This is a genomic window from Mucilaginibacter sp. BGA-UO-ETr-C110 (genome assembly GCF_059567985.1).
Map to the genome: position 1 here is coordinate 5,121,866 of NZ_JCAQPB010000002.1, position 22,934 is coordinate 5,144,799.

The window sequence follows — 22,934 nt, forward strand, 5'->3', positions numbered from 1 at the left end:
AGTTCCATTTTATGAGAAAACCTTATGTATGGCAAATGATTAAATCAGCAGTTGACAATCTCAATGGTGAAATTTCATATACAGACATTAAGAATTATATTAGTAGAAATTGGGATTCTATTAATCCTCTGACGGTGACCGATCAAATCCAGGTTTTAACTGTAAATCATAACTCAAGAATTCACTATCCCGAAAATAGCAAACCACGGTTAACCAACTCTAACTCACCGTACGATTTGTTATTTACAATTGGGAGAGGTCGCGTAGTTAAATATGATCCTATTATTCACGGAGTATGGGAGATATATGTCAATGAGGAAGAAAAATTAGCCGTAAAAAAGGTTGCTGAAAATGTGTCGAAAGTTTATACTCCTACTGATATTGTTTGGTTCAAAAATGTCACCAATTCAATTGATGGTCAAGCTTATTTAGAGCAAATCGAAGACGAATTTATTTTACACTTCCCAACCCATCATAAAGGAAATGTTTTAAGTCCGGCAGTTGGTGAGTTAATATTGATTTATCAAAAAATAAATGGTACGCCGGCATTTACCCACTTGGTAACACCAGTAGACGACAAGCTTCACGATGAAACCCGACCAAATTTTCGTTATGGTAGAAAAGTTAGAATTATAGCAAAAACGGATAGAAATAGTTTTATTCCTGTTTCCTCAACCCTGTGGAACCTGTTAAAATTAAGTGGAGTTACACAAGGGAATGCCTGTAAGATTGACAACATTAAACGGATCAGTAATGTTGATGAGCTGCGATTTGATATATGGCAAAGATTCTCTCCATATTTTATTCAAACCGAACAGCCATCAGTCGCAGTTACTGCCGCGTTAATTAATGAATTGGGGGTATCCAATCCTGAACTCTCTGTGACAGAAGGGGAATTGCGGCTTGTTTCCCACTTGGTAAAAGAAAGAAACCGCGAAATAGTTAAAGAGAAAAAAAGGTTGGCGATCAAAAACAATGCTTTACATTGTGAGGTTTGCAAATTTTCCTTTGCTCAAATATATGGCGCTAATTTTATTGAATGTCATCATTTAAGTCCAATAGGAGAAGCTGGAGTAAGAGAAACAAGATTAGAAGACCTAGCATTGGTTTGTGCTAATTGCCATAGAATGCTACATTCTAAATTTGACGGACATTATCTTACAATAATCCAATTGGCTAAAAAAATTAAAATGCTTAGTAACCATCCATAAGATGAGCATTGGGTAACGCTCATCTTATGGACAGCTTTAAAACGTGGAGAGTTTTTCTTTTAGCTTATTCATATCCTCACTAACTTTACTATCAAGAATCTTCGCGTAATGCTGCGTTTGCTGCAAGGATTTATGACCAAGCATTTTAGATACGGTCTCGATAGGTACCCCATTATTTAAAGTTATTGTAGTAGCAAAAGTGTGACGCGCTATATGAAATGTTAGGTTCGTTGTAATTTCACAGATGTCTGCGATTTCTTTTAGATAGGCATTCATTTTTTGATTAGTTAAAACTGGCAGAACATAGTTCTCATCAATACATTTAGGGTGGTCTTTGTATTTATTCATGATTTCTAAAGCGACAGGTAATAGCGGCAATCGAGAAGGAGTTCCGGTTTTTTGTCTTTGAATATTAATCCACGGGATATCATCAATGCCCTTTATGATTTGCGATCTTCGCAGATTACTAATGTCAACATAAGCAAGCCCAGTGTAACAGCTAAATAAGAAGATGTCCTTGACATTATTTAGCCGGTCCGTAATAAAGGTTTTATTAGTAATTCTGTTCAGTTCATCTTTCGTTATCGCAGCTCTCACTACATCATCCTTAATTAATCTAAGCTCTATAAATGGATCACTCTTCAACCAACCTTTTCTTACACACTCAATTACTATCTTCTTTAGGTTACTAAAGTATTTAATCACTGAATTATTCGCGCAGTTTTTGAAAGCTCTTAACCAGAAAACATATTCACTTGCAAACTCGTAATTAAGGTCACTAATATTGTAATCGTCTGTTCCATACTTCCACTTGATGAAGTTTTTCGTATGCTGATGAATAGTCCGGTATCGTTTTAGAGTGGCCAGAGAATAACCATTACCTATTAATGCTTCGATTTTTTTATTGTGTTTTACAATAAGTTGAAGTAGCATCTTTGTTTCATCTCCCTGGCCTGTGATCGCGTTTTTCAAAGACTCTGCTGTGATTTGTTTGTCATTTTCAATCAATGATAATTTGGCTTGATAAACTTTGGCAGATAGGGTTTCTATATAGGCATTTAGATTTTTAGCATCCAGCTTTGTACCAACTGCACGCCCAGTAGATTGATCCCATCTACCGGTTTGCCAATTCCTCTTTATTGAAATATCACGACATATGCCATTCACTGTGATTCTTAAATAAACATAGTGGTTAGGTCTTTTTGAGGTTTTTGGTTGCTTTAAGAAGTAAAACAATCCGAAGCTTTTTTCCAGCATTTTATAATGAATTAGGGTTAATTAATGCGGAAAGATGTAATTTATAACCCAACCGTTGTAAACACCTTTCTTACAGTTGTTTACAACGATATCGAGACGTCTTTTTTTAATAAAAACACGTCAGAAAAGACGCAAGTAAATTTTGGGCGTGTTTGAAAGATTTGATTAATGATACCGGAAAATGAGGCGATTTTATGCTTAAAACGGCTGTTTTTATAGCTAAAAATTTAGGTTCGATTTTTCACGGAAGGCCTAAAATGAAAATAACTTGCTGAAAATCAGCAAGTTATTTATCAGTAGCCCGTAGGGGAATATTTTGAACCGCCTATTGGTCTTTTTTTCAATATCTTATAGTGTTTCGCTGTCTCAACTCACCAGCAACTCACTATTTTTCTTTTTTGATGCAAATCTTTAATATTTATAAAGGTAAGGATTTATAAAATACGATGAAAATAAATCGCATTTGAGCAAACGTCCTCTTTAATATCTCAAACCTTTTCAATACCTTAATTTTATACTATTGCCATATCAAATGGAAATTTCCGTATAAGTTTTACTGTACTGTAAGGCAAAACAAAGCCTCCGTTAATGCAGGGGCAAAGGTGGAAGGCCTGGTTCACCGATATCGCCGGCATTTGCATTATCCTCTATTGTACCTCCACCAACGGCAATCATTGATCCTGGAATTAGATAATTTCATGGATAGTAGCAGCGGTTAGGACCATGGGAATAGCACCCTCAACTTAAGCATGGATGATATCGGGATCCAAAATGCCCTTGGCATAACTTTCTGTCATAAACTCTTATAATTACTCCGCCAATATCTTATGAGTTTCACTATCTCAACAATCGCTGCCAATTTCCTCTATTTTGAATAGTTGATTTTTGAGTGCAAATAAAATCAGTCCAGGGCGATTTTTAATATTGAATCTATTAAAGATTCCACTTCTATACCCGTCTACCGTTTTTGGACTTAAAAACATCTTCTCAGCTATTTTTTCATAAGTCAGATCAGAACAGGCAAGTTTGATGAATTTTCTCTCATTTTCGTTAAGTTTTTTCCAAACGATATTCTCTGACATTGCATCGTTTTCATTCTTTTCGGAATGGTCACTTTGGAGAGAATCAATCAACTTTCCGGTAACAAAATCTGTATAGTAATATCCCTTGGAACTGATGGCCTGCAAAGCTTGATGAATATCTTCTACTTCGATATCTTTTGATAGATATCCCTTAACACCTAAACGCAGCATGCGGACAATTGCTTCTTCTGTTGTTACCATTGAAATTACAAGAACGGCAATTTGAGGATAGTGTATCTTGAGCCACGCCATTGCTTCAAAACCATCCATGTCTGGCATATCAATATCCAATATCAAAATGTCAGGTAATGCCTTCTTATCAATTTTTTTCATCATATCTTTCCCACTCTCTGCTTCAAGTACTACCAGATAATTCTCTTTGTCAGCAAGTTTAATAAGCGTGATTAATCCTTTACGAAAAAGATTATGATCATCTACTAGTCCGATTTTTATTGGAGGTTTGCGATATGACATGGTTTATAAATTTTCTATTGGAATAGTAACTTCAACTAAGGTCCCATTACCTGGACTGCTTTGAATATTAAGGGTAGCGTTAATAAGTTTTGCCCTTCCTGCAATGTTTAGTAACCCCGTACTTTCCCTTTCAATGCTTCGTTCTTTTACAGTTTCAATATCGAAACCAATTCCGTCGTCTTTAATCTGGATAGCGAGTGAGACTTCCGAATATTGAAGCACTACATCTACTGTTTTAGCTTGTGAATGCTTAACTACATTATTTAATATCTCTTGACATAGGCGAAAAAGAACGATTTCCTGACCTGAAGGCAGACGATATGGCACACCACTTTGCGTATATAATACTTGATATTTTCGTGTCTTCTCTAAATGCTGTAACTCATTCTCAATTGTTTTATGAAACCCGGCTTTCATAATATAGTCAGAATTTAAAGATACACTTAGCGCTTTGATTTCACTCATCAATTGTTTTGAAAGCAGCTTTGTCTCGCTGATATGTTCCTTAACGTCACCGGAGCTTTCAGCAAGAATAGCGGAGAGATTGATGTTAATCAACGATACAAGATGACTAAAATTAGCATGCAATTCTTTTGCAATATGATCTAATGTCCGTTCTTGAATTTCAAGCTTTGATTGCAATATAATTTGGTTAAACGATTCTCGGAGTTCAAAAACTTCCTGCTGGTGCAAAAACCTTTTTTTTTGCTGCTGAAAGAAAAAGTAGGTAAGCAAGCAAACGAAGAGAAGCAATAACACCGTAGATATTATTATAGTCAAGGCTGCTTCCTGTGAGATGGATTGTTGCATAAAAAAGCAATTAAGTAAAGTAAATACATAAGTGTATTTAGGGTCAATAATATATAAAATAATGAGATCGCCATAGGAAGATAGGCTTTGCTCAAATAATTAATCATAATGAAGTACGGCAAGCTTACAGTATGGAAAGTAAAACTTCCCAGTGCTATCCAAAAAAGAGGATGCTTTGAAACCAATGCAGGTACTTTTTTATCAAGTTCCTGTTTAAAATATGATAATGAGCCAATCAAAACCAAAATGCTTCCCGCTATAATCGTGTATGTATTAAGTTGGTGTATCGATTGAATAAAAACAACATTGCAAAGGCCGCCAATGGTGAAAATCACTATCGTCGCAGTCCTGATTCGTTTTAGAAATTGGTTGTCTAATACAGAGGAATAAAATGTGAAGTAAAACAGGTACTGGGGAATCAAATAAAGGTTGTAAATCCATAAGTTTGATTTTGAGTAACCCCAGTACGCTGTTTGGTGTAAGAATAATTCCCAACTAACTGCAAAAAGTTCTGTAAATAGTGTGACAATTAAAAATATAGAAAATAGCCGGTAGGGCTTTGCCCATTTATTTTTGAATGACTTTATGCTAAATATAGCGCTTAGCGATAAAGGGACTAGATAAATATAAATGACAAAGTTTAGCATACCTTAAGATACTATTATTTTTTAGATGCCGGTCCGACAGGGCAGATTGGTGGGCAAGGAGACCCAACGTTAAAATCTCTCGATTTCTTGTTATCAATAGATCTCGCTTGAAAATCGGAAGCATCTTCGATAGTTATATCCAATTGTACTCCTGAATTATCTTCGTCTTTTGTCATTACCATAAGCAAACATAACTGTCCGCTGTAATTCTCTTCTTCGCCGTACTCGCCTAAGTAAATCCTTAAGCCGCCGGCATCCGCATGTTCCATTTCGCTTAACAATTGCGCAATGTGTTCTTTGGTATACCATACTGATTTGGTATCCGGTTTACCTAATTGTTCACTCAATAAAGCATGTTTATTGTTTGAAAATCTTGCAACACGGTCATTCGTGATTGTTGTCCCTACATAGAAATAAGGAAGGGGCCTCGCGGCATTTTCTTGTAACATAATTTTGATTTTTAAATGTTTAAAATGAGCCGCAAGTTTACACTCTGAACGGGTGCAAAATCAATAGAATGGGGGCTATAAGAGGTCGACAGATTCAGATTTAGCTATAAATGGCCAGGCAATACATTGGTTCTCCTGTTACGAATAAGGAAAAATCCTTATCAGGTATATCTTATGTTTTTACCTGGAATGATTTATCAGGTCAGAATATCCATGTAAATTATAGACATACAAGCTTTAAAACGACTTTTTCACATATTCAGGGTTTCTCCTATTAACATCAGGTTTTTACCAAAATACTTTCAAAATACCTTTGAGCCATTCAAAACAAATTAAAATGGCTTTATACACAAGTGATTATTTAAAAAATTTATCGCGCAATAAAACAGCAAATGAGCGCATAAAACTGAATGAACAACGCAACCTCACCCACGTAAGCTTTGATATATTTTTATGTCATAGCTATCTGGACAAGGAAGAAGTGGAGGGTCTGTACCTGGAACTAACCAAAATGGGATTTACCGTTTATGTTGACTGGATAGTTGATCCTCAGCTTGACAGAAACAACGTCACCAAAGAGTCAGCGGAACTTGTTCGCAAAAGACTCCGCGCATCCAAAACCTTATTGCTCGCTATTTCAGCTAATGCGGCGCTGTCTAAATGGATGCCCTGGGAATTGGGTTACGTGGATGGAAACACCCAACTGTGTGCGTTAATGCCAGTCGCTCCTGGCAGTTCGCGAATTACATCTTTTTCCAGGACAGAATACCTGAAGCTTTATCCTTACGTCCAGAAACCTAATGATTTATTACGATTCAAAGATAAGTTGTGGGCCATTGATAGTGCCAATACATATGTTGAGCTTAATGAATGGGCTCGAGGTTTTAATCCAAAGTATCAATCTATATCCTTTTTTTAATTCAATATTCAAATCTTATTAAAGAACATAAATATGGGACATCCAAGAGCATTTATCAGCTTCGATTTCGACAACAATAAGACCGACAGAGACCTTTTTGTAGGGCAAGCATATAATTCAAATACTCCTTTCGATATACAAGACTGGTCTAGCAAAGAGACGCTTCCTCAAAAAGAGTGGGAAGCCTTAATCAATGACAAAATTAACAGGTGTCATCTTGCTATTATCCTTGTCGGCAAAAAAACAAGTATAGCATTGGGAGTCATTAAAGAAATTGGCTTTGCATCTGCTAACAACATTCCCTTCTTTGGGGTTTATGTGGGTGGTGCGGATTCCACTACAACACTACCAACGGGGTTGGCTAGAAACAGAACAATTAAATGGAGCTGGGATGGGGTAGCTAGTGCTATTGATCAATGTATGAGAGAAGGTAAAAATAAATTAATGAAATGAATATGAGAAAAGCATTAATTATAGGGATTAATGATTATCCCACTAGTCCGTTAAAAGCCTGTATTCCTGATGCTAATCGGATAGCCAATATCTTAGCAAAAAATTTTGACGCTTCGCCTAACTTTTCCTGTCGGAAACTAATTTCATCTGATACCACTGTGACTAAATCTGTATTGAAAGACGCTATAATAGAGTTATTTAGTACAGATAACGAAGTAACTCTGTTTTATTTTTCCGGGCACGGAAGTGAGCAGAGCAAAAAAACAAAATCCTCCTTGGTTACCCAAGATGCAAATGCGGGAGACATGGGAGTAGAATTAGAATTTCTTATGGAAAAGGCAAATGATTCCAAAGCTAAGCACGTCGTTATCATCCTGGATTGTTGTTTCAGCGGAGATGCCGGAAATGTCGCTTTTCTCAAAAATCTCTCAGTATTAAATGAAGGAGTGTCGATACTTACATCAAGCCACAAAACGCAGATTTCGTTTGAGAGCCCAACCGGAGGGATTTTTACTGATATGGTAGTTGAGGCTTTAGAAGAGGGGGCCGCTGATACGCTTGGCCTTGTCTCTGTTGCCGGTATTTATGAATTTGCGGATAAACTTTTAGGTCCGTGGGATCAAAGACCAATTTTCAAAGCCAATATATCAAGCATGGTTCCGCTCAGAAAGAGTAAACCCAAAATTGCTCTGGAGACATTGAGGAGACTTCCTGGATTATTTCCGACACCGGATTATAACTTCCCTTTGGACTCCTCATACGAACCGGAGGCAGAGCCTAAAGGGCATGAAAACGAGTCGACATTCTTAGAGCTTCAAAGACTTCATCGCACCGGACTTTTATTGCCAGTAGATGAGGAACACATGTATTTTGCTGCTATTAATAATAAGTCCTGCTCGCTTACCCCTTTAGGCAAATATTATTGGAAACTCACTAAAGACGGGAAGATATGAATATAGGTATCACAGGCCATCAGACCTTAAGAGGTAGAATAATTCTTGAATGGCTCAAAAACGAGTTGGAAAGAGATATAAAAGAAATGAAAGACGTAAGGTTTGCTAATAGCTCGTTAGCCATAGGCGCAGATCAGCTTTTTGCAAAAACTATACTCCAAATGAAAATTGATTTGATCGCTGTAATCCCGAGCATGCATTATGAGGAGACATTTAAAGGCCGTCATAAAACCAGTTATTTCTCACTATTGTCCAAATGCAAGCTAATCGAAAGACTTGACTTTACGGAGCCTTCTGAAATAGCATTCCTCACTGCCGGTAAATATGTAGTTGATAAATCAGATGTGCTTTTTGCGATATGGGATGGAGATAAAGCAAAAGGATTAGGAGGTACGGGCGACGTTGTCGAATATGCGCTATCTCTAAAAAAGACGATCATACACCTGAATCCCCTGTCCATGATAAAGACGATTTATAATTAGTTAACAAACAATTAATCACCTAATAATATGAGTTTAAAAATTCACAGTGTCATCAACGGCCGATTGGTGAGTCAAGAGTATGTTTGGCTTACGGCAACCGAGTCATTAAATCTAAGAGGCTATGCCATAGTCGACCGTACGTTCAACTCCAGCGGGCAATTGTCAAACGAATTCAGGCATATCTTCGTATTTCCGGATAAACTGATTGATAAGAATGACTGGGTCCGATTATTTACATCCGCAGGTCAGTATTCTAAAGAAAAAATAAGCAATGGCTCCGGTTATATCCATAATTTTTATTGGGGATCCGTCCATCCTGTTTGGAATAATAACGGAGGGGATGTTGCCTCTCTTATTAAGTATAGCGTTGTCAATGCCGTAAACGTTCCTGCTGTTACTTAAAGGGAAAAGCAGCGTTAAAGCAATTATTTATAAGATATGGATGACAATCAAAAAATCAAGCTCTTAAAAGCCTTAATAGCTGATTCAACAAAAATCAAGGATAAAAGCAGTAACAACCCAGATTTTAAAATATGGAAGACAAAGGTCGAAAAAAACCTCATTCAAATTTTTGGCATTGATTCTATAGAGCTGAGAGAATTCAAAAAGCTTAGGTTTTTTCATAAGCCGGGATACCAGACTTTAGGTAGCGATTTTACACGCGAGCATGCTCAAATGTTCACCCGCGACCTTGATTCACTTGTAAAATCACTGAGCAATTATATTCTGGAGATAAAAGGAACTGCAAATGATAAAGAAATCTCTTATATAGATAGAAATCATCATCATACTCCGAGCAAAATATTTATTAGTCACGCATCTTCGGACTCGCGTATCGTTGAAGAAATTATTGATCTACTTGAAAATATTGGATTGGGCAGTAACCAGATTTTTTGCAGCTCAATTGAAGGATACGGAATCAATTTAGGAGAAAATTTTCTTGAAACTATTAAGAACGAAATAAATGATTCTGTTCTAGTTCTATTTGTTTTAAGTAATAATTTTTACTCCAGTCCGATATGTTTGTGTGAAATGGGCGCTAGCTGGGTGATGTCGACCCAACATATTCCAATCTTGATTCCCCCTTTTGACTTTGGGAATATTAGGGGTGTTATCCCACTCACTCAAGGGTTCAAAATTAATGATACAAGGAAATGGAATTTACTAAAGCAGAAAGTTGAAACACAGTTTAAACTTACGCCTGGGGACACGTCTTCATGGGAACGCAAAAGAGACAAAGCTATTGTGGTTATTGATAACATTATAAATAGCTGCACATAATGCTTTCCGCACTAACGGTAGTCGGATAAAGATAGGACCTATTTAGCCAAATATTTTTAGTTGCACCGCATTGTCTATTAATATTTAACCCACAGGCGAAAGATGGCTAACTCGAAAATAGGCGCAATACAAGATTTTATATTAGCATATCTAAATCTAAAAAACTTCATATTGATGACCTTCCTAATTTATATAATAAGTTCCTAATTTTTAAAATTCAATTCTTCAGAATATCAAGCGGGAACCGTGCGATCTTCCCCGTTGTTTGGTCATAATACGCCTCGTAAAAATCAAAAATTCTTCTGTTAGCTTTTTCGCACTTTTCTTTAATGATCTTGATGATCGCCTGTTTATCACTGACTGGTGTTTTCATCCCGAAAATGATTCCTTTCAACTCCTTGAAATCATAAGCCAGTTTGCGGTTGGCCGGAACCGAATAGTCATGCAACATATCGTTAATGATCAATCGATACTCCTCCTCATATGCCCATTCATCCAGTTTGACCGTTGCTGCTTTATAAAAATTGTCCCAGTAATGGCGATGCCACTCTTCATTTTTATCGTTGAGGTGCTCAGCGCAGATACTAAGCTGCCCCTTTCTGTTCTTGTACCACATACGATTCAACTGATATGTGGGGCCCCTACCTAGCGATCTGAAAAAATCAATCTCTACATGCTTATTATGGTATTCCATTTGGTGGAAGATATGCGGGCGCATTCCGACCATCACACCTGCGTTGTTATAACCATACTCCGTATTTAGGTGTAAGCATGGTTTATCTTCAAAAAGCCCTGGGGAAAAGACCAGACAGATACCCTGGTGATTTTCAGCATAATGCCCCCAAATCGCTGAATTGGTGCAATTACCCAGAAAAGACGCCGAATACCAGTTGGGATACATTAAAGTCTCCAGCTTATCCATGAAACGTTCCGGTAATTCCAGCAGCAGGAAGTTTTTGTTTGAGTTCAACTGCTCATCGGTCATTTCAGTGTATTTTATCACTTGTGCATACTGTTTTCGGATTTGATCTGCAACAGAATATAATTTATCTGCTAAACCCTCGATATCTGCATGCTTTTTTTTCTATCCGATTGATAACACTGGGTATTGAAAATATTTTGGAAATGGCCATGTCAACTTCTTCTACTCTGTGGTAGAATAGCCGTTCCTGACATAAACCAGCCCTGAAATAAGTGTTTGATGCTGAATTGATGGCGTAATGCTGAACAAAGCCGAGGTAAGGTAGTAATTCCCTGCGTCGGAGATGAGATTTTTGCTTTGCTAGTGCGGACGGTAGTTTTTTAATATAAGCATAATTGAAAAAAGTCTTTTTCATCCTCGCAAACAACTCCTGGCTCTGGGGCGTTTCTTTTGGCAACTCATAAGGAAATAAAGGGATGTCACTATTCTCCAATTTCTTACTTTCACCCACTATCAGGTACAAAAAGAAGATTTGACTGACACAACGTAGGTAATTGACTAAAAAGTTCTCCCAGACAATCACATCCCCTTTCCAGTAAATATCTCGGTACCCCTCCATCGGGTCATTCAATTGGTTAGGGGCCGCGAAATATATTTCCTGTCTTTCTAGTTCTCGGTGCTTGCCAAGCAGATTCTCAATCCGTCTAAACCGATAAATTTCATCCATATTTATGGGTTTTATGTTTCTGTTACTACCTCAAATTTAAAAAACAAGCCGATCAGCGTCCTTCATTAAAATGACTCATCCTCCTGAATATATTTGATTGTTCCCGTCCCGTCCAGGTCTTTGATCGTAAAAGTCATTTCTTGGCCGCGATAAATTTCCCTGCCATGCAGGCTTTGTCCAACGAGGTGCATTTTGCCCATACCAAATTTCAGATCATAAAGGTGCGGCAAATAAGTGATTGCGTTAGGCTCAAACGCGATAGTAATATCTTTGCTACTCAATGGAATCGGCAACTGGAAATCAAAATTGGCATAACTGAGATTGAATAACATGTATGGAAGGTTGAGTTCACCTGAATCTTTTCTTTTGCTCAGTACCACTGAAAGTTGATCCCAGCGAATATTATTGCGAAAAGTACCGTAAATCAGCCAAAGTTTTTCAAAGGGAAATCGGGTTTCGGTATGTGACCGCTCATTGATCCATTCCAGTGTATCGACGAAGTAAACTAGCTCTTTCTCCGGCATGATAGTGAGCGCGATCTTTACTAATGTTTTATAAACCGCCACCGGTACATATCCCGGCATTCTTTGCTTTACGGTCAAGATACCGGCATTCTGATCGTAATTTATATCCTCATCTGGCACTCCTTTCCAGTCGACAAGTGAACCGTCGTTGATGATGCTAAGGCCTTCGTTCTTTTGAACGAATTTCCTGCGACCGTTCTTCCCTTTGACATCAAACACAGTATGATTCAAATGCATAAAATTGCCGAAATCGTTTTCTAAAAACCGACCAAAAAACGCGTTACATTCGTCGCATTCATAATCACTGAAAAGCCACCGATTTCCGGTAGTATGCGGAATAACGTGTGCCTCTTTTTTAAACGTAACTTCAGGTTTCTTTTTGTTGCAGAAACGACAGAAAGACTTTCTTGCACCGAGGACCTTCTTTTTATCCTCTGAGGTCAGATGGTAACTGGTGATACAATCGTACTTACTTAAAAAATAGTTCATATATGCAATTGTACCCCGATCCATGTCTGTTGTATGATCGTTATAATTATAAAACATTATATCTTCAATTTAATGGTCCATTTTATCCCTCATTATTAAAAAGCGATTGTCATCTAACAGTTGTCCAAAAGCGCTATAAATTATTGTAATGTGTGAATAGTCGCCTATACGTTGGCTCATCATATCCAGTCCTTATAAGCTCCTTTTTTAATACTTTCAAGGAGTCTTCCAACCTGTTCGAGATCCGCCAGCTTGGCCCTTCTATCAAATAGTGTTTTAATGCCAATTGAGATTGCGGAAGACCCGCTGCGATCTTCTCTTTCAATGGTAGCAACAGCCCCTGCTCGTAAATTTTCAAATCGATGTTCAAGCTGAATTCCTTGTTGTCTAAAAGAGTCCGGTAATCCATCTTCTTGTTGTTGAATTGAGTTGATTTCGTTTGTAATTTTTTGTTCTGCTGCTCTTCGAAATCCTTCAAATTCCTTTGGTAAATCGTCAACTCTTTGTTGTAGCTGATAGACAGCTGCTGCTTTTTCGTCGATTGCAAAAATAATTCGATCTGTTTCTCCTGACAGTTTACTAAGGCACACCTCAGATTCGAGTTCAAGGTCTCTTGCACACTCTGCAATTGTTCTTCCTGCTCTTTCAAAAGCTGCGTCAACTGCTGCTTTTTCGTTAGTAATTCTGAGCTCTCCTTCTCCAACTTCGATTTCTTCAAGTCTAAAAGTTGCTGCTTCGTATTCAAGCTCTGCAGCTTTTGTTCGATACCTCGTTTCCAGTTCAGTTTTGTAGTTTGAAAACTGGATTTGTTCTTTTCTAAGTTCTCCTTGTCTAATTGCGAGCTCTTCAAATTGGCTGTGATATTGTTGGTCAAGTTCTTCTCCAAGCTCAACCTCAAGTTGATTCCTTCGTTTTCTGTATGTTTCAACAAGTCTTCGAGTTTCAACGAGTTTTCCGCTAAGTCGCTGCTCAATTTCTCGGTATTGTTCTGATTGATAGCATTTATTAATAGACCGTATGAGGTTTGCAATTTGGTTAACTCTGCACGTGACAGATTCCTCGTGAAGTTTTCTTTCGACCTCATCAAATGGTTCAGCTCCTCCAGAATCTCCCGAGGCAGGCTGTACATATTTGGTAAATTGTTGCTCATTTGTATAAATCCATTTAGATCTTCCAGATTGAAATAGTGAATCGTAGATTGCTTCTCTCGACTCTTTGGGTAGGGTAATTTGAAGTGTATTAATGCCGAGATGTCTAAGGTTTGCCTTGATGTCGTCATTTATTTTAAAACTCTTAACAATCTCGATTAATAGTATAGGTTGTTTTTTGCTATTAAAAAAAACTAAGTCTGGTTTAAATAAAAGAATATTGTTGCCCTCGGGCATGGCCCCTGCCATCTTAACGACACCATTTTCATCCTCATAAAAAATGAGATTTACTTTAACTTCTGTGCCATTGATAAATCCGGCCGGTTCTATTTCCATAGGAGCGGCATCCGGGTCAGTTGGACTGTATTTTCGGATAGCGGGAACTTTGATCCGTTTTTCCAATAATAAGGAAGAGATTGCAATACCCTTACGATAAACGTGATCAGAGAACGTGCATTTGTTGCCCTGGTCTACATATTTGGCATCATGCCTGAAAAAATCGGTATAACCGCTTAACTTATGTTTTACGGCCTGCATATCGCGGGTACATCCTAAACAGGCGTAGCCTCTTCCGCTCGATGCTTCGGCTATATAAACCTCGGCACCGTCACTGATTCTTTTGGCGTAAAAGTGATTTTCAGCAACTAAATCCATAGCGATCGATTGTTCAGGGGGACGATAAAGCTAATAAAACCCAATCAATAACTTGACTATTTAAAATACTTTAGTACTGTCTTATGCATCTCGAAATCCCCTTAAAACTTCTTTTATTAAGTCGCCATTCATTTTTTTGAACCCTTCAATCAAACTTTCAATCGGTAAATTAGATGCGCTACCATGACGATAAACCTCATTGTTTTTAAAGATAGCTATTTCTAAATGAGGAGCGTTTTTGTTGTTAAGGTCAAAGTAAAATCTGTTGTTTAATTCTTTGGTTTTTAACCCATTAATTTCGATAACTGGTTTATCCTCTAAAATCTTTACAATTTCGTTTAAATCAGAACCAAATTTCTCAATCATTACATATTGCCAGTACCACAGTAAATAACGGTTAACCCTTCTGATCTGAATTTCTTCTAAATTGACTCCGTTATCATCAAATGCCCACATGGTTTCAGTAGCAACATCAATACTGTCTAAGAAAAATTGTTTAATCGAGAAAATTGACAACCCAGCTTTAACAGAAAATCCATAATCATTTAACAAGCCATAAATATCCGCTTGATAGTCTGCTGTTTCTAAGACCTTAGGGAAACTTCCGATATTATTGACGGTAGATGATGTTAATTTATGCCTGTAATAATGCAAACCTTCATGGAATAAAAATAACCGATATGCTTTTTGAAGTTTAACATCATCCACTAGCCGTTTGCCTAAAGAAATGAAGAACCCGTTATTAAGGTGCCAGATATTATTTTTCCAGGTAAATCCATCAGTAATGGCATCGGATTGAGGGTCTATGCTATCATCTTTAAGCGTTGTCTCATTAATTGGGGGCAGATTGGTCCAAAATTTGTCGGCCATTAGTTTATCGTCAAGCTCTGGAATTAAACCTAAATACCACGCCCGGCCGCGCGAATCGCTTTTATTCTTCTTCAAAAAATCTTTTATTTCGTTATCTAGCTGATCACTGGCAAGCTGCCTTAGACGCATACCTTCTGCTAATTCATCATCTGTCCATTTCACTTCGCTTCGTGCCTCGCCTTTAATTAAGACAGACTTGGTATATCTCGGTTCTTTGGTAGCATCGTATTGATAGGTTTGAACTAGCGGGTGTATGTTGGGGCTAATTTTAGTACCGGCTAAAAAAGCCAAGCCGGTCGGAACAGAGGCAAATAAGTGTATTACAGGTATGATACTTTCGTTATCCGAAACGTTGTCGAGTACATTTTTAAACGTCTCTACAATTTCGTTTAACTTATCTTTATTATCAAGGCTGTCCTCGTTAGGTTGCGACAATTCAATATCTATCTCTGCGGCATTTTCGATAACCCCATCTGTGTCCTGGCTTTTAACGCGATGTGAAACACTCAATCTCAACATCACCTCAGTAATACCTTTCTGTTTAGGGTTAAGTTCTCCGTTTACCTTTAACTCGAAAGTATCTGTCGCGATGTGGTCGCTTGTTTGGTACCACGTTTTTTGTACATGGTGTGACTGGAATACTTCAATATCCCGAAAATTATGAAACTGGTAACCTAGGTCAATCGCTAATGGTATAGGGGCAAGACCAAAATACAATATTTTATATCCGGCATTCTCCCTTAGTTTTGGCTCAACGCTTTCTATAAAAAATTTTCGCTGGTTCATCGCGATTTGTACCTGATCGGTGTCGTATAAGTTTTCCAGCCTTAACGCAGCGGGAGCAACTGATATAAATTGCCGGTCAAGGCTTTTCCAATTTTCAGGCAAGGCAGCAATGCACTCTTCGTTAGTTATTGGCTGGAAAAATTCGTGCTTTATAATTATTAAGCCTTTTGGTGTATTGTTCATAATTCTTCAATTTTAGATTCGATAATTAACGGTGTTGGTTCGGTAATGCTCAGAATTTGGTAATATAAATCCGGGGTAAATGGCTTGTCATGATCTATAGCATGATAAACTGCTTGTTTGCCTACTCTTTGTATTAAATCGGAGAAGCTGTAAGGAACTGCTTTTGCGCCGATAAAATCCAGCAGCTTTTTCAAATCCTGTTTAGTGTGCACTACCCCTTTAAAAAGCATATCTAAAACAGCTTCCAGTTTTTTGCCCGTCGGACGCTGAAAGTTAAGTTGAAGCGCCGTCCTTCTCCTGACCGCCGGATCTAAAACATTTACCCGGTTTGTTATCATGATAACGGCAAGCTTCTTTTTGCTCTTTTTAATACCGTCAATTTGTTTGATTAAAACATTCAATCCCGCGCGATCCTCATGATGCGCCTGATTTTGTGACCTGCTTGTAGCCAAATCATCAGCTTCATCAATAATGAGGATGCCTGTTTCTCCTTCTTTTAATTTGGCTTTTGCCGATTCAAAAGCTTCAGTCACCCGGTTTGAAAGCTCCCCCACCATACCACTACCGCGAATGTTTGATGGCGTTTCAAATACTTTTACCGGATGCCCCAGCGCTAAAGCCAGTGGGGTTCCGACGGTTTGCGCTAATGCGGTTTTGCCGCAACCAACCTCTCCCGATAGAATGATAAGCGGCGAACCATTTTCGATGTGAGATAATATACCCAGGCCATTTTTATAATGTTTCTTTTGCCAGGCTAAAACCCGTTCCGGATTTAGTAATAATGATAACGTTTTAAGCAATTCTCCCTTTTGCTCATCAATTCCGACTAACAACCCATACTCCCTTTCTGCTTGTTGGTCAGGGTGCTTATATTCTACTAACGTAAGTGCTGTATTTACCATTTGTATAAAGATTGTTGCAGGCCAAAGCCTTCTTTGCTGAAAGATCTATGATATTCCATTGTGCCTTGAAGCGCATTGCCAGTTCCCCATCCCCAGGCTGTTATTTGCGCGTCAACTTCAGCAATATAAGGCGAGGTTCTGTCAAGGTCAATCAATAATTTAACTACCGTGTTTGCCGGAAGATTCCAAAAATCCAAACCGCCGGATGGCTCATCGGAGTATATACTACCGTCTGCTTTTAGTTGATAATGAATCCCCCCTTTGGTTCCATCGGGTTTGTGAAATTGAAGTTCAAACCAGTTGAGCGCTTTTTTGCCTAATAAGTATAAAATGTCGCGACGGATGCCATCCGCTCTTAATTTACTGATTAAACCGGTGTTCATTAAATTTAGTGTATTCTCATACACTTTCCCTATTATGTAATTTGCGCGGGCCTCACTATAAGTATCCGTCCCGCTTCTTGTAAAACTCTGTATCATGTTATTCGTCTCCACAATGGTTTTTAAAAGGATTTCCAAATAATTCTGTTAATATTTCTAATGCTTTGCTGTCGTCCCCATCCTCATCAAAGTGGATGATGCGGTTCCAATTGTCCCTGGCATTTTCAAACCAGTCGGCAAGTTCGTTTACTTTAGTGCTGTCCCATTTTTTTACAATATTGTTTTCTGGATTAACCGGATCAAGTACCGTCCATACGGCCACTTTGATAATATCAGGTGTGGCATAATAATCAGTAAAAAATACCGGCACTCTATTTCTTACGATGTGAGCCAGGTATCCGCACCATTTAGCCATTGTTTCTGCATAAGTTTTTTGAACACCGAGTTTATCAAATGCCAAAGCGCAAAGGAGGTCAATTAAAATAGATGGCGGTACATTATCTATTTTGGTGGTATCGTTATACCCAAGGTAATAAGAATTATCAGCCTGAAATTCCTTCCACCACTTTAATAGCTGGATACATTGATTAAATTTAACCACCCCATCAATTGCCCGGCTCTTTTTTGTACGCCCCTTTACAAATTCATTGTGTTTTTGTACCGAGGTCGCGATCCGTTCTCCATCACGGCGAACAAGGATTTGTTCATCTGATTTTTCAGTTGCCAGCATGGGCACTAAATCAAAGGACCCTTTCTTAGAAAAGTGTAATTTAACGGAGCTCTTTGTTTTTTCGATAGTGGTATTTGGGTATGACTTTATCGCATATTGCTCGAATTTATCTAGCAAACTGTTTAAGAGGTCTGTTTCCTCATCCATTTTCACTACAATTGGAATATCTATATCCCAGCCATCAACCTCAGAATGCCCGCGATAATGCCGCCTTAACCCATTTCCTTTGGCTGACGACCCCGCTATCGGCATAGATTTTACAGTTAAACCATCTTCTTCCGCGGTTTGCTTGATGTATTGCCTTATTTCATCTGCCTTGGCAAAAATCTCCTTTTTTTTATCGGGATCAGGAGCAATCCATTTGGTAAAACATTCCATCCTGGACTGCAATACTGTTTTCGTGTTTAATTCGCTCATATGCTTATATTTATAAAAACTTTATCTTATCATTTAATTACCCTCACTACCGAAACCGTTAGGTGCCTTAGTTTACCGGGGATGCAATTGATACGAAAAGCGTTACTAACGGTTTTCCGTATTATAGATATAACCAATTATGGACTGGAAACAATATGAGCATACATCTACCGAAGATCTGCTAACTTATATCTCCTGGAAAGACCAGGAAGCTTATAAGGAAGATGCAAAGGCTGCGTTTACAGCGCTATTCTTTAGGTTTAAAGAAGACATTGGGAAAAAAGCTAGAGTCGTCGCCATCAACTGGGGCTATGATAAAGACGTGGGCGATGTTATCGCCGAACAGGCATTTGAGCGTTTTTGGTCCAGGCCCTATTCCTTTGCCGCCGAGAAATGCAAAACTAGTACCCTTGATAAATGCGTCCTCTTTTACATCTATAGGATCGCACAACGTTTATTGGCGGATTATAAAAAAACTACTGATAAACCAAGCCCCTACACTGGTGAGGAGGAAGTGCAAGTAGATTATCCTGATTTGGAAAATATGGACTATCCGAAAGAGAAGTTAAAGGATATACGCAAGGCATATGAAGTACTGGCCGGTGCATTGACCAGGCTGACTGAAAAACACAAGGTTGTTTACCTCACTTACCACGCTTATGAAAAAAAAGGTTTAAAACTTCCCCGACCATTGCTGCAGGCATTGCGCGATGAGTTGGAATTGACACAAAATTCGATAAGGGTTTATAAAAAAGAAGCAAAGGCAGAAATTGAGACCTACCTAAAACTGTATGGCAACAAATAAAGAAATTATCAATATGGAAAATATAACAGAATGGCTTTCATCTACTGGATTTCTTTTCCCTTCCAATGAAATGGAATTGGAAAGATTTAATAAACTTTATCCAGATCTCGAAAATGAGGTGATTGATTATAATATCAATATTGAACGAATTTTATCAGGTAACACACGTGCGTTAACCATTAAACCAATGTTTGATAATGATGATATTGCAAGTATTAGGCAATATAAAATGGTTGCGCGTTTTGGCAAATCTGAACAACTACCGCCAAATATCATGGACAAAATAAGAAAGAACGAGGCTAAAAAGAACAATGATGCTTCCGATAAGAAAGAAGAAAATTAATGAGTTTACCAGCTACCTAGCGGCGGAATATACTGATGGAAAAAAGACCTTGCTTGAGGATGTTTTAGCATCTGAGGATTTATTATGCCATGTCGATCATTATGAAGATTATTTTGATGGCATGTTGACTTATAATGAAGTTGATTTTAATATCCATATCAACATTGATCGCGGTAATAACCTGTCATTTAAGCGGGGTCGTTTTACGCTCGGGCATGAATTAGCACATTATTTTTTAGACGAGCACCGAATCGGCTTAAAATATGGATTTTTAGAATCGCATGGCTCAAAACATGAATTGAACCAAAAGGACCCAATTGAACTGGAGGCGGATTATTTTGCTGCTTGCTTATTGATGCCTTATGATAAAATGAGAACCCTCAATGTCAACATGAAATTTTCATTACAAAAAATACTGGCTATATCTGAGTATTTCCAAGCAAGCATTTTAGCATCTGTGCTAAGATATATTGAATTGTGTGTTCATGAATTAATGATCGTGGTCTCTAAGGAAAATAATGTATTGTGGTATGCTCAAAATGAGCAGTTTCCGAAATGGCCTTTTAGATTTAGAGTAGGTAATAAATTACCACCCACAACAGTTGCAGGCGAGTTTTTCACGAAACTGGATAGTAAATTTACATCAATAGAAGAAGTTAATGCCGACGATTGGTTTTACCCGTTTAATAACGACAATCGAGCTAACCGTAAAATGAATGAGCAGTGTTATTATTCTGATAGCTATGGTTATGTAATCAGTTTGCTCTGGTTCAAATAAAATAATACGGTTTAGGACTTATTCCAAATTAGAAATATATTGGGGATTGAATATTTGACGTAAATATTTTTATAAGTCCATCTTGAGAAATTTTCAGTGACAGACCATTAGCAGCTAACACAGATGCAGCTGTTTCACCAGTTCCAGCTATTCCTTTAACTTCTGCTTTACTTATATCGACAATTACTCCTATATATTCTATCTCTCCGAGACGATTAATAACCATTACTCCATCGCTTGACAAGCATCGGAAAATGTGATTGATAGATTCTTTGTCTTTAATGTTCAAATTATCATTGAGAAATTTATTTTTTGTCGCCGGATTAATGTATCTGTCAATGTCATTGGGGTCTGTTGGAAGCCAAAGAATAGTGCTAATTTGTTTTTTTGAACACGTTAAAATATAAAATAACATTGAGTTTATGACTTCACTATCATCAACTAAATGTTTGGCTAAAACTTCTTTTAAAACGCTGTAGTTTCTATACTTCCATTTATTTTCAAAAAACATAAATTCACTCCCATCTGATGTTATTATAGAAAGCAATTTTTCACTCTCTATCTTAATTAAAAAATCTCCGCCTTTTAGTGTTAATGATAGTGAATGGACATCTAAGAAATTATCCTTTGCATATCCCTCGTTTAATGTAAATAAATTCCTGAATGTTAGGTTTTTGCTACCAAGCAAAAAGGATGTTTTCCCATCTACTAAATACCAAACTCTCTTGTCAATCTTATTAGTTTGTTTTATAGAAAAATTCTTAGACAACTTTTTCGATTGACCAAATCTTTTACCATCGAACGTACCATCGAAAGTATCTCCAGACTTACTAAAAATTGCACCTGTTGAAAAATAGTGCCCCTCAAATGAGGTTGTTCGCATCTTAAAAAAATATTCAATTAAATGTCTAATTACTAAGTGGTTATAACCTCCTTTTGCCACATATCTCGACATGAGTTTTTTTAACAAATCGTCACTAAAGAGTTCGGAACAGTTGGTGAAATTATTAGGATACTCATTAGTAAAACAGCTCGTTAATATGTTTTCGAGCAGATTTAATAGTTTGCTATATTTTTGAGGATTAATACCCTCTAACTCGAGTCCGACCGCTGTAGAAAGCTCGTTATCAGTAAAAACCCTACAGAGAATCAAAACCATATTATCATTTATAGGATAAAATCCACGTTTGGTATTATTTAGAATATTGATTTCAAATTTTTCCAAAAATTCTTTTCGAGGGTTAAAGTATACTTGAACTTGGCAGTTTAAAAAAGAAGATACGGTTTCTACCAATAAATCCATTTTGGATATTAAACCTAAATAAGGCCCTCGTTTGTCTTTTATTTTCCGATAATGCAATATTTCCTTTGCCATGCTTTATTATAAATGATAATTTTATGTTCGAAATCGCCTTATAAGTTCGTAATTTTCCTTTAATAGTTAATGACTAGTATTCATTAGTATCCGATAAGATTACCATTAAATAAGTGGTATATCTCATTTATTACAAAACCTTTCTTCGATATTTCGGCCAATTATTTACCTGCCCAATCAATGTTGTAGATTTCAAATTCGGATAATGTAATTCCACATATTCCTTAAAAGATCTGATCGTTTCCATATTATCCCATTCCATCGCTGTAAGGCAAAGCATCGGCCACTTTTTGGTGTGCATCATAAAGCTATATAATTGGAGGTAGGGAGGTGCCTTTTCAAATGCTTGCTCAACAAGCTCATCATATAAAGCCTCTCTAAACACTTTTTTAAAGTCCATGATCAAATCATGGGTTACCAATTGAAGGGTACCCCATTTTATTAGTTCTGCTATGTGCGGCATTTTTTTGTCATCAAAGAATAAATACAGGTAAGTGATAAAATCGAATTCAGTCACATCACAAAGATCCATACTGAAATAAGCATAGTTTTTTTTAAATGCCTCCAATGAAAATCCGTCCTTCATTTTATCAATGACAAAGTAAATCACTTCGTTTTCCTTTTCAATGATATGCTCCATATCAGGCCCTTTAGCACTACCATCTGGCTGTTCCAGTCCATATCTGGATTTAGAGAACAGCTCGAAATAGTAACTTTTAAAAAATATCGTCTTCCGCTCAAAAGTTACCTGCACGTATAATGGATGGGTTAGATGTCCATGGAAATCAACCTGCTTCAAACGGTCATTCAGGTAGGTTTTATAACTGATTTTATTCACTTTTCTAAAAAATATTTTTTGATGCGGTTTGACTGCTTTTGATGT

The 22,934-nt window shown here is 37.4% G+C and carries 24 protein-coding genes; 10 read left to right on the plus strand and 14 right to left on the minus strand.

The window, feature by feature from the left end; genetic code table 11:
- The first annotated feature begins 11 nt into the window (after positions 1-11).
- Positions 12-1,211: an HNH endonuclease gene (locus AC57BQ_RS21935; protein WP_496408290.1), complete on the plus strand. Its 1,200-nt coding sequence runs from the start codon at positions 12-14 to the stop codon at positions 1,209-1,211.
- Between the two features lie 36 nt (positions 1,212-1,247).
- Here the strand turns inward: AC57BQ_RS21935 and AC57BQ_RS21940 are convergent, their stop codons facing one another.
- The 4 genes from AC57BQ_RS21940 to AC57BQ_RS21955 all read right to left on the minus strand — a co-directional run bounded on the left by AC57BQ_RS21940 (position 1,248) and on the right by AC57BQ_RS21955 (position 5,930).
- On the minus strand, positions 1,248-2,468 hold the full coding sequence (locus AC57BQ_RS21940) for a site-specific integrase (protein ID WP_496408291.1): 1,221 nt from the start codon (positions 2,466-2,468) through the stop codon (positions 1,248-1,250).
- An 842-nt stretch (positions 2,469-3,310) separates the two neighbouring features.
- Positions 3,311-4,024: a response regulator gene (locus AC57BQ_RS21945; protein ID WP_496408292.1), complete on the minus strand. Its 714-nt coding sequence runs from the start codon at positions 4,022-4,024 to the stop codon at positions 3,311-3,313.
- A gap of 3 nt (positions 4,025-4,027) precedes the next feature.
- Entirely contained in the window at positions 4,028-4,834 is an 807-nt protein-coding gene (locus AC57BQ_RS21950; protein WP_496408293.1) for a sensor histidine kinase, read from the minus strand.
- 661 nt (positions 4,835-5,495) lie between these two features.
- Entirely contained in the window at positions 5,496-5,930 is a 435-nt protein-coding gene (locus AC57BQ_RS21955) for a hypothetical protein (protein WP_496408294.1), read from the minus strand.
- Between the two features lie 337 nt (positions 5,931-6,267).
- Here AC57BQ_RS21955 and AC57BQ_RS21960 point away from each other — a divergent pair, with 337 nt between their 5' ends.
- The 6 genes from AC57BQ_RS21960 to AC57BQ_RS21985 are packed head-to-tail and all read left to right on the plus strand — an operon-like array spanning position 6,268 to position 10,018.
- A complete protein-coding gene (locus AC57BQ_RS21960; protein WP_496408295.1) occupies positions 6,268-6,849 on the plus strand; it encodes a toll/interleukin-1 receptor domain-containing protein in 582 nt (193 codons plus the stop codon).
- Positions 6,850-6,882: 33 nt separating this feature from the next.
- Positions 6,883-7,302 carry a TIR domain-containing protein gene (locus AC57BQ_RS21965; protein ID WP_496408296.1) on the plus strand — a complete coding sequence of 140 codons (420 nt, stop codon included), beginning with the start codon at positions 6,883-6,885 and terminating at the stop codon, positions 7,300-7,302.
- 2 nt (positions 7,303-7,304) lie between these two features.
- Complete coding sequence (locus tag AC57BQ_RS21970; protein WP_496408297.1) at positions 7,305-8,255, plus strand: caspase family protein; 951 nt, start codon at positions 7,305-7,307, stop codon at positions 8,253-8,255.
- The gene (locus tag AC57BQ_RS21975) at positions 8,252-8,737 is read left to right on the plus strand and encodes a hypothetical protein (RefSeq protein ID WP_496408298.1); all 486 of its coding nucleotides are present in this window, start codon (positions 8,252-8,254) and stop codon (positions 8,735-8,737) included. Before AC57BQ_RS21970 ends, AC57BQ_RS21975 begins: the two co-directional genes overlap by 4 nt.
- A 27-nt stretch (positions 8,738-8,764) precedes the next feature.
- Positions 8,765-9,139 (plus strand): hypothetical protein, encoded by a 375-nt coding sequence (locus tag AC57BQ_RS21980; RefSeq protein ID WP_496408299.1) that lies wholly within the window; start codon positions 8,765-8,767, stop codon positions 9,137-9,139.
- A 36-nt stretch (positions 9,140-9,175) separates the two neighbouring features.
- On the plus strand, positions 9,176-10,018 hold the full coding sequence (locus AC57BQ_RS21985) for a toll/interleukin-1 receptor domain-containing protein (protein ID WP_496408300.1): 843 nt from the start codon (positions 9,176-9,178) through the stop codon (positions 10,016-10,018).
- 217 nt (positions 10,019-10,235) lie between these two features.
- On the opposite strand, the gene AC57BQ_RS21990 is transcribed toward AC57BQ_RS21985, so the two are convergent.
- The 8 genes from AC57BQ_RS21990 to AC57BQ_RS22025 all read right to left on the minus strand — a co-directional run bounded on the left by AC57BQ_RS21990 (position 10,236) and on the right by AC57BQ_RS22025 (position 18,750).
- On the minus strand, positions 10,236-11,003 hold the full coding sequence (locus AC57BQ_RS21990) for a hypothetical protein (protein WP_496408301.1): 768 nt from the start codon (positions 11,001-11,003) through the stop codon (positions 10,236-10,238).
- Positions 11,004-11,064: 61 nt separating this feature from the next.
- Complete coding sequence (locus AC57BQ_RS21995; RefSeq protein WP_496408302.1) at positions 11,065-11,667, minus strand: hypothetical protein; 603 nt, start codon at positions 11,665-11,667, stop codon at positions 11,065-11,067.
- Between the two features lie 65 nt (positions 11,668-11,732).
- Positions 11,733-12,737, minus strand: a complete 1,005-nt coding sequence (locus AC57BQ_RS22000) for an HNH endonuclease (protein WP_496408303.1) — start codon at positions 12,735-12,737, stop codon at positions 11,733-11,735.
- A 122-nt stretch (positions 12,738-12,859) separates the two neighbouring features.
- The gene (locus tag AC57BQ_RS22005; RefSeq protein WP_496408304.1) at positions 12,860-14,482 is read right to left on the minus strand and encodes a hypothetical protein; all 1,623 of its coding nucleotides are present in this window, start codon (positions 14,480-14,482) and stop codon (positions 12,860-12,862) included.
- An 81-nt stretch (positions 14,483-14,563) separates the two neighbouring features.
- Positions 14,564-16,321 (minus strand): SAVED domain-containing protein, encoded by a 1,758-nt coding sequence (locus AC57BQ_RS22010; RefSeq protein ID WP_496408305.1) that lies wholly within the window; start codon positions 16,319-16,321, stop codon positions 14,564-14,566.
- A complete protein-coding gene (locus AC57BQ_RS22015) occupies positions 16,318-17,223 on the minus strand; it encodes an AAA family ATPase (RefSeq protein WP_496408306.1) in 906 nt (301 codons plus the stop codon). The genes AC57BQ_RS22010 and AC57BQ_RS22015 overlap by 4 nt, the downstream gene beginning before the upstream one ends.
- Complete coding sequence (locus AC57BQ_RS22020; protein WP_496409488.1) at positions 17,217-17,702, minus strand: HORMA-1 domain-containing protein; 486 nt, start codon at positions 17,700-17,702, stop codon at positions 17,217-17,219. The genes AC57BQ_RS22015 and AC57BQ_RS22020 overlap by 7 nt, the downstream gene beginning before the upstream one ends.
- A gap of 1 nt (position 17,703) precedes the next feature.
- Entirely contained in the window at positions 17,704-18,750 is a 1,047-nt protein-coding gene (locus AC57BQ_RS22025; protein WP_496408307.1) for a CBASS oligonucleotide cyclase, read from the minus strand.
- A gap of 139 nt (positions 18,751-18,889) precedes the next feature.
- Here AC57BQ_RS22025 and AC57BQ_RS22030 point away from each other — a divergent pair, with 139 nt between their 5' ends.
- Genes AC57BQ_RS22030 through AC57BQ_RS22040 form a run of 3 tightly spaced genes read left to right on the plus strand, consistent with a single transcriptional unit; the run spans position 18,890 to position 20,676 of the window.
- Positions 18,890-19,555, plus strand: coding sequence for an RNA polymerase sigma factor (locus tag AC57BQ_RS22030; protein WP_496408308.1), 666 nt, complete (start codon positions 18,890-18,892; stop codon positions 19,553-19,555).
- Positions 19,542-19,898: a hypothetical protein gene (locus AC57BQ_RS22035; protein WP_496408309.1), complete on the plus strand. Its 357-nt coding sequence runs from the start codon at positions 19,542-19,544 to the stop codon at positions 19,896-19,898. Before AC57BQ_RS22030 ends, AC57BQ_RS22035 begins: the two co-directional genes overlap by 14 nt.
- Positions 19,867-20,676 carry an ImmA/IrrE family metallo-endopeptidase gene (locus AC57BQ_RS22040; RefSeq protein WP_496408310.1) on the plus strand — a complete coding sequence of 270 codons (810 nt, stop codon included), beginning with the start codon at positions 19,867-19,869 and terminating at the stop codon, positions 20,674-20,676. Before AC57BQ_RS22035 ends, AC57BQ_RS22040 begins: the two co-directional genes overlap by 32 nt.
- Before the next feature lie 28 nt (positions 20,677-20,704).
- Here the strand turns inward: AC57BQ_RS22040 and AC57BQ_RS22045 are convergent, their stop codons facing one another.
- Positions 20,705-22,051: a hypothetical protein gene (locus tag AC57BQ_RS22045; RefSeq protein WP_496408311.1), complete on the minus strand. Its 1,347-nt coding sequence runs from the start codon at positions 22,049-22,051 to the stop codon at positions 20,705-20,707.
- Positions 22,052-22,181: 130 nt separating this feature from the next.
- On the minus strand, positions 22,182-22,889 hold the full coding sequence (locus AC57BQ_RS22050) for a hypothetical protein (RefSeq protein WP_496408312.1): 708 nt from the start codon (positions 22,887-22,889) through the stop codon (positions 22,182-22,184).
- Positions 22,890-22,934: the final 45 nt, after the last annotated feature.

What these genes read in the sequence shown, in the direction of transcription:
- AC57BQ_RS22035 (WP_496408309.1), top strand. Translation starts at nt 19,542, where the DNA reads ATGGCAACAAATAAAGAAATTATCAATATGGAAAATATAACAGAATGG.
- AC57BQ_RS22040 (WP_496408310.1), top strand. Translation starts at nt 19,867, where the DNA reads ATGATGCTTCCGATAAGAAAGAAGAAAATTAATGAGTTTACCAGCTAC.
- AC57BQ_RS22020 (WP_496409488.1), bottom strand. Translation starts at nt 17,702, where the DNA reads ATGATACAGAGTTTTACAAGAAGCGGGACGGATACTTATAGTGAGGCC.
- AC57BQ_RS21990 (WP_496408301.1), bottom strand. Translation starts at nt 11,003, where the DNA reads ATGACCGATGAGCAGTTGAACTCAAACAAAAACTTCCTGCTGCTGGAA.
- AC57BQ_RS21955 (WP_496408294.1), bottom strand. Translation starts at nt 5,930, where the DNA reads ATGTTACAAGAAAATGCCGCGAGGCCCCTTCCTTATTTCTATGTAGGG.
- AC57BQ_RS22000 (WP_496408303.1), bottom strand. Translation starts at nt 12,737, where the DNA reads ATGTTTTATAATTATAACGATCATACAACAGACATGGATCGGGGTACA.
- AC57BQ_RS22015 (WP_496408306.1), bottom strand. Translation starts at nt 17,223, where the DNA reads ATGGTAAATACAGCACTTACGTTAGTAGAATATAAGCACCCTGACCAA.
- AC57BQ_RS21950 (WP_496408293.1), bottom strand. Translation starts at nt 4,834, where the DNA reads ATGCAACAATCCATCTCACAGGAAGCAGCCTTGACTATAATAATATCT.
- AC57BQ_RS21970 (WP_496408297.1), top strand. Translation starts at nt 7,305, where the DNA reads ATGAGAAAAGCATTAATTATAGGGATTAATGATTATCCCACTAGTCCG.
- AC57BQ_RS21960 (WP_496408295.1), top strand. Translation starts at nt 6,268, where the DNA reads ATGGCTTTATACACAAGTGATTATTTAAAAAATTTATCGCGCAATAAA.
- AC57BQ_RS22010 (WP_496408305.1), bottom strand. Translation starts at nt 16,321, where the DNA reads ATGAACAATACACCAAAAGGCTTAATAATTATAAAGCACGAATTTTTC.
- AC57BQ_RS21985 (WP_496408300.1), top strand. Translation starts at nt 9,176, where the DNA reads ATGGATGACAATCAAAAAATCAAGCTCTTAAAAGCCTTAATAGCTGAT.
- AC57BQ_RS21995 (WP_496408302.1), bottom strand. Translation starts at nt 11,667, where the DNA reads ATGGATGAAATTTATCGGTTTAGACGGATTGAGAATCTGCTTGGCAAG.
- AC57BQ_RS22045 (WP_496408311.1), bottom strand. Translation starts at nt 22,051, where the DNA reads ATGGCAAAGGAAATATTGCATTATCGGAAAATAAAAGACAAACGAGGG.
- AC57BQ_RS21980 (WP_496408299.1), top strand. Translation starts at nt 8,765, where the DNA reads ATGAGTTTAAAAATTCACAGTGTCATCAACGGCCGATTGGTGAGTCAA.
- AC57BQ_RS21935 (WP_496408290.1), top strand. Translation starts at nt 12, where the DNA reads ATGAGAAAACCTTATGTATGGCAAATGATTAAATCAGCAGTTGACAAT.
- AC57BQ_RS21940 (WP_496408291.1), bottom strand. Translation starts at nt 2,468, where the DNA reads ATGCTGGAAAAAAGCTTCGGATTGTTTTACTTCTTAAAGCAACCAAAA.
- AC57BQ_RS22005 (WP_496408304.1), bottom strand. Translation starts at nt 14,482, where the DNA reads ATGGATTTAGTTGCTGAAAATCACTTTTACGCCAAAAGAATCAGTGAC.
- AC57BQ_RS22025 (WP_496408307.1), bottom strand. Translation starts at nt 18,750, where the DNA reads ATGAGCGAATTAAACACGAAAACAGTATTGCAGTCCAGGATGGAATGT.
- AC57BQ_RS21945 (WP_496408292.1), bottom strand. Translation starts at nt 4,024, where the DNA reads ATGTCATATCGCAAACCTCCAATAAAAATCGGACTAGTAGATGATCAT.
- AC57BQ_RS22030 (WP_496408308.1), top strand. Translation starts at nt 18,890, where the DNA reads ATGGACTGGAAACAATATGAGCATACATCTACCGAAGATCTGCTAACT.
- AC57BQ_RS21975 (WP_496408298.1), top strand. Translation starts at nt 8,252, where the DNA reads ATGAATATAGGTATCACAGGCCATCAGACCTTAAGAGGTAGAATAATT.
- AC57BQ_RS21965 (WP_496408296.1), top strand. Translation starts at nt 6,883, where the DNA reads ATGGGACATCCAAGAGCATTTATCAGCTTCGATTTCGACAACAATAAG.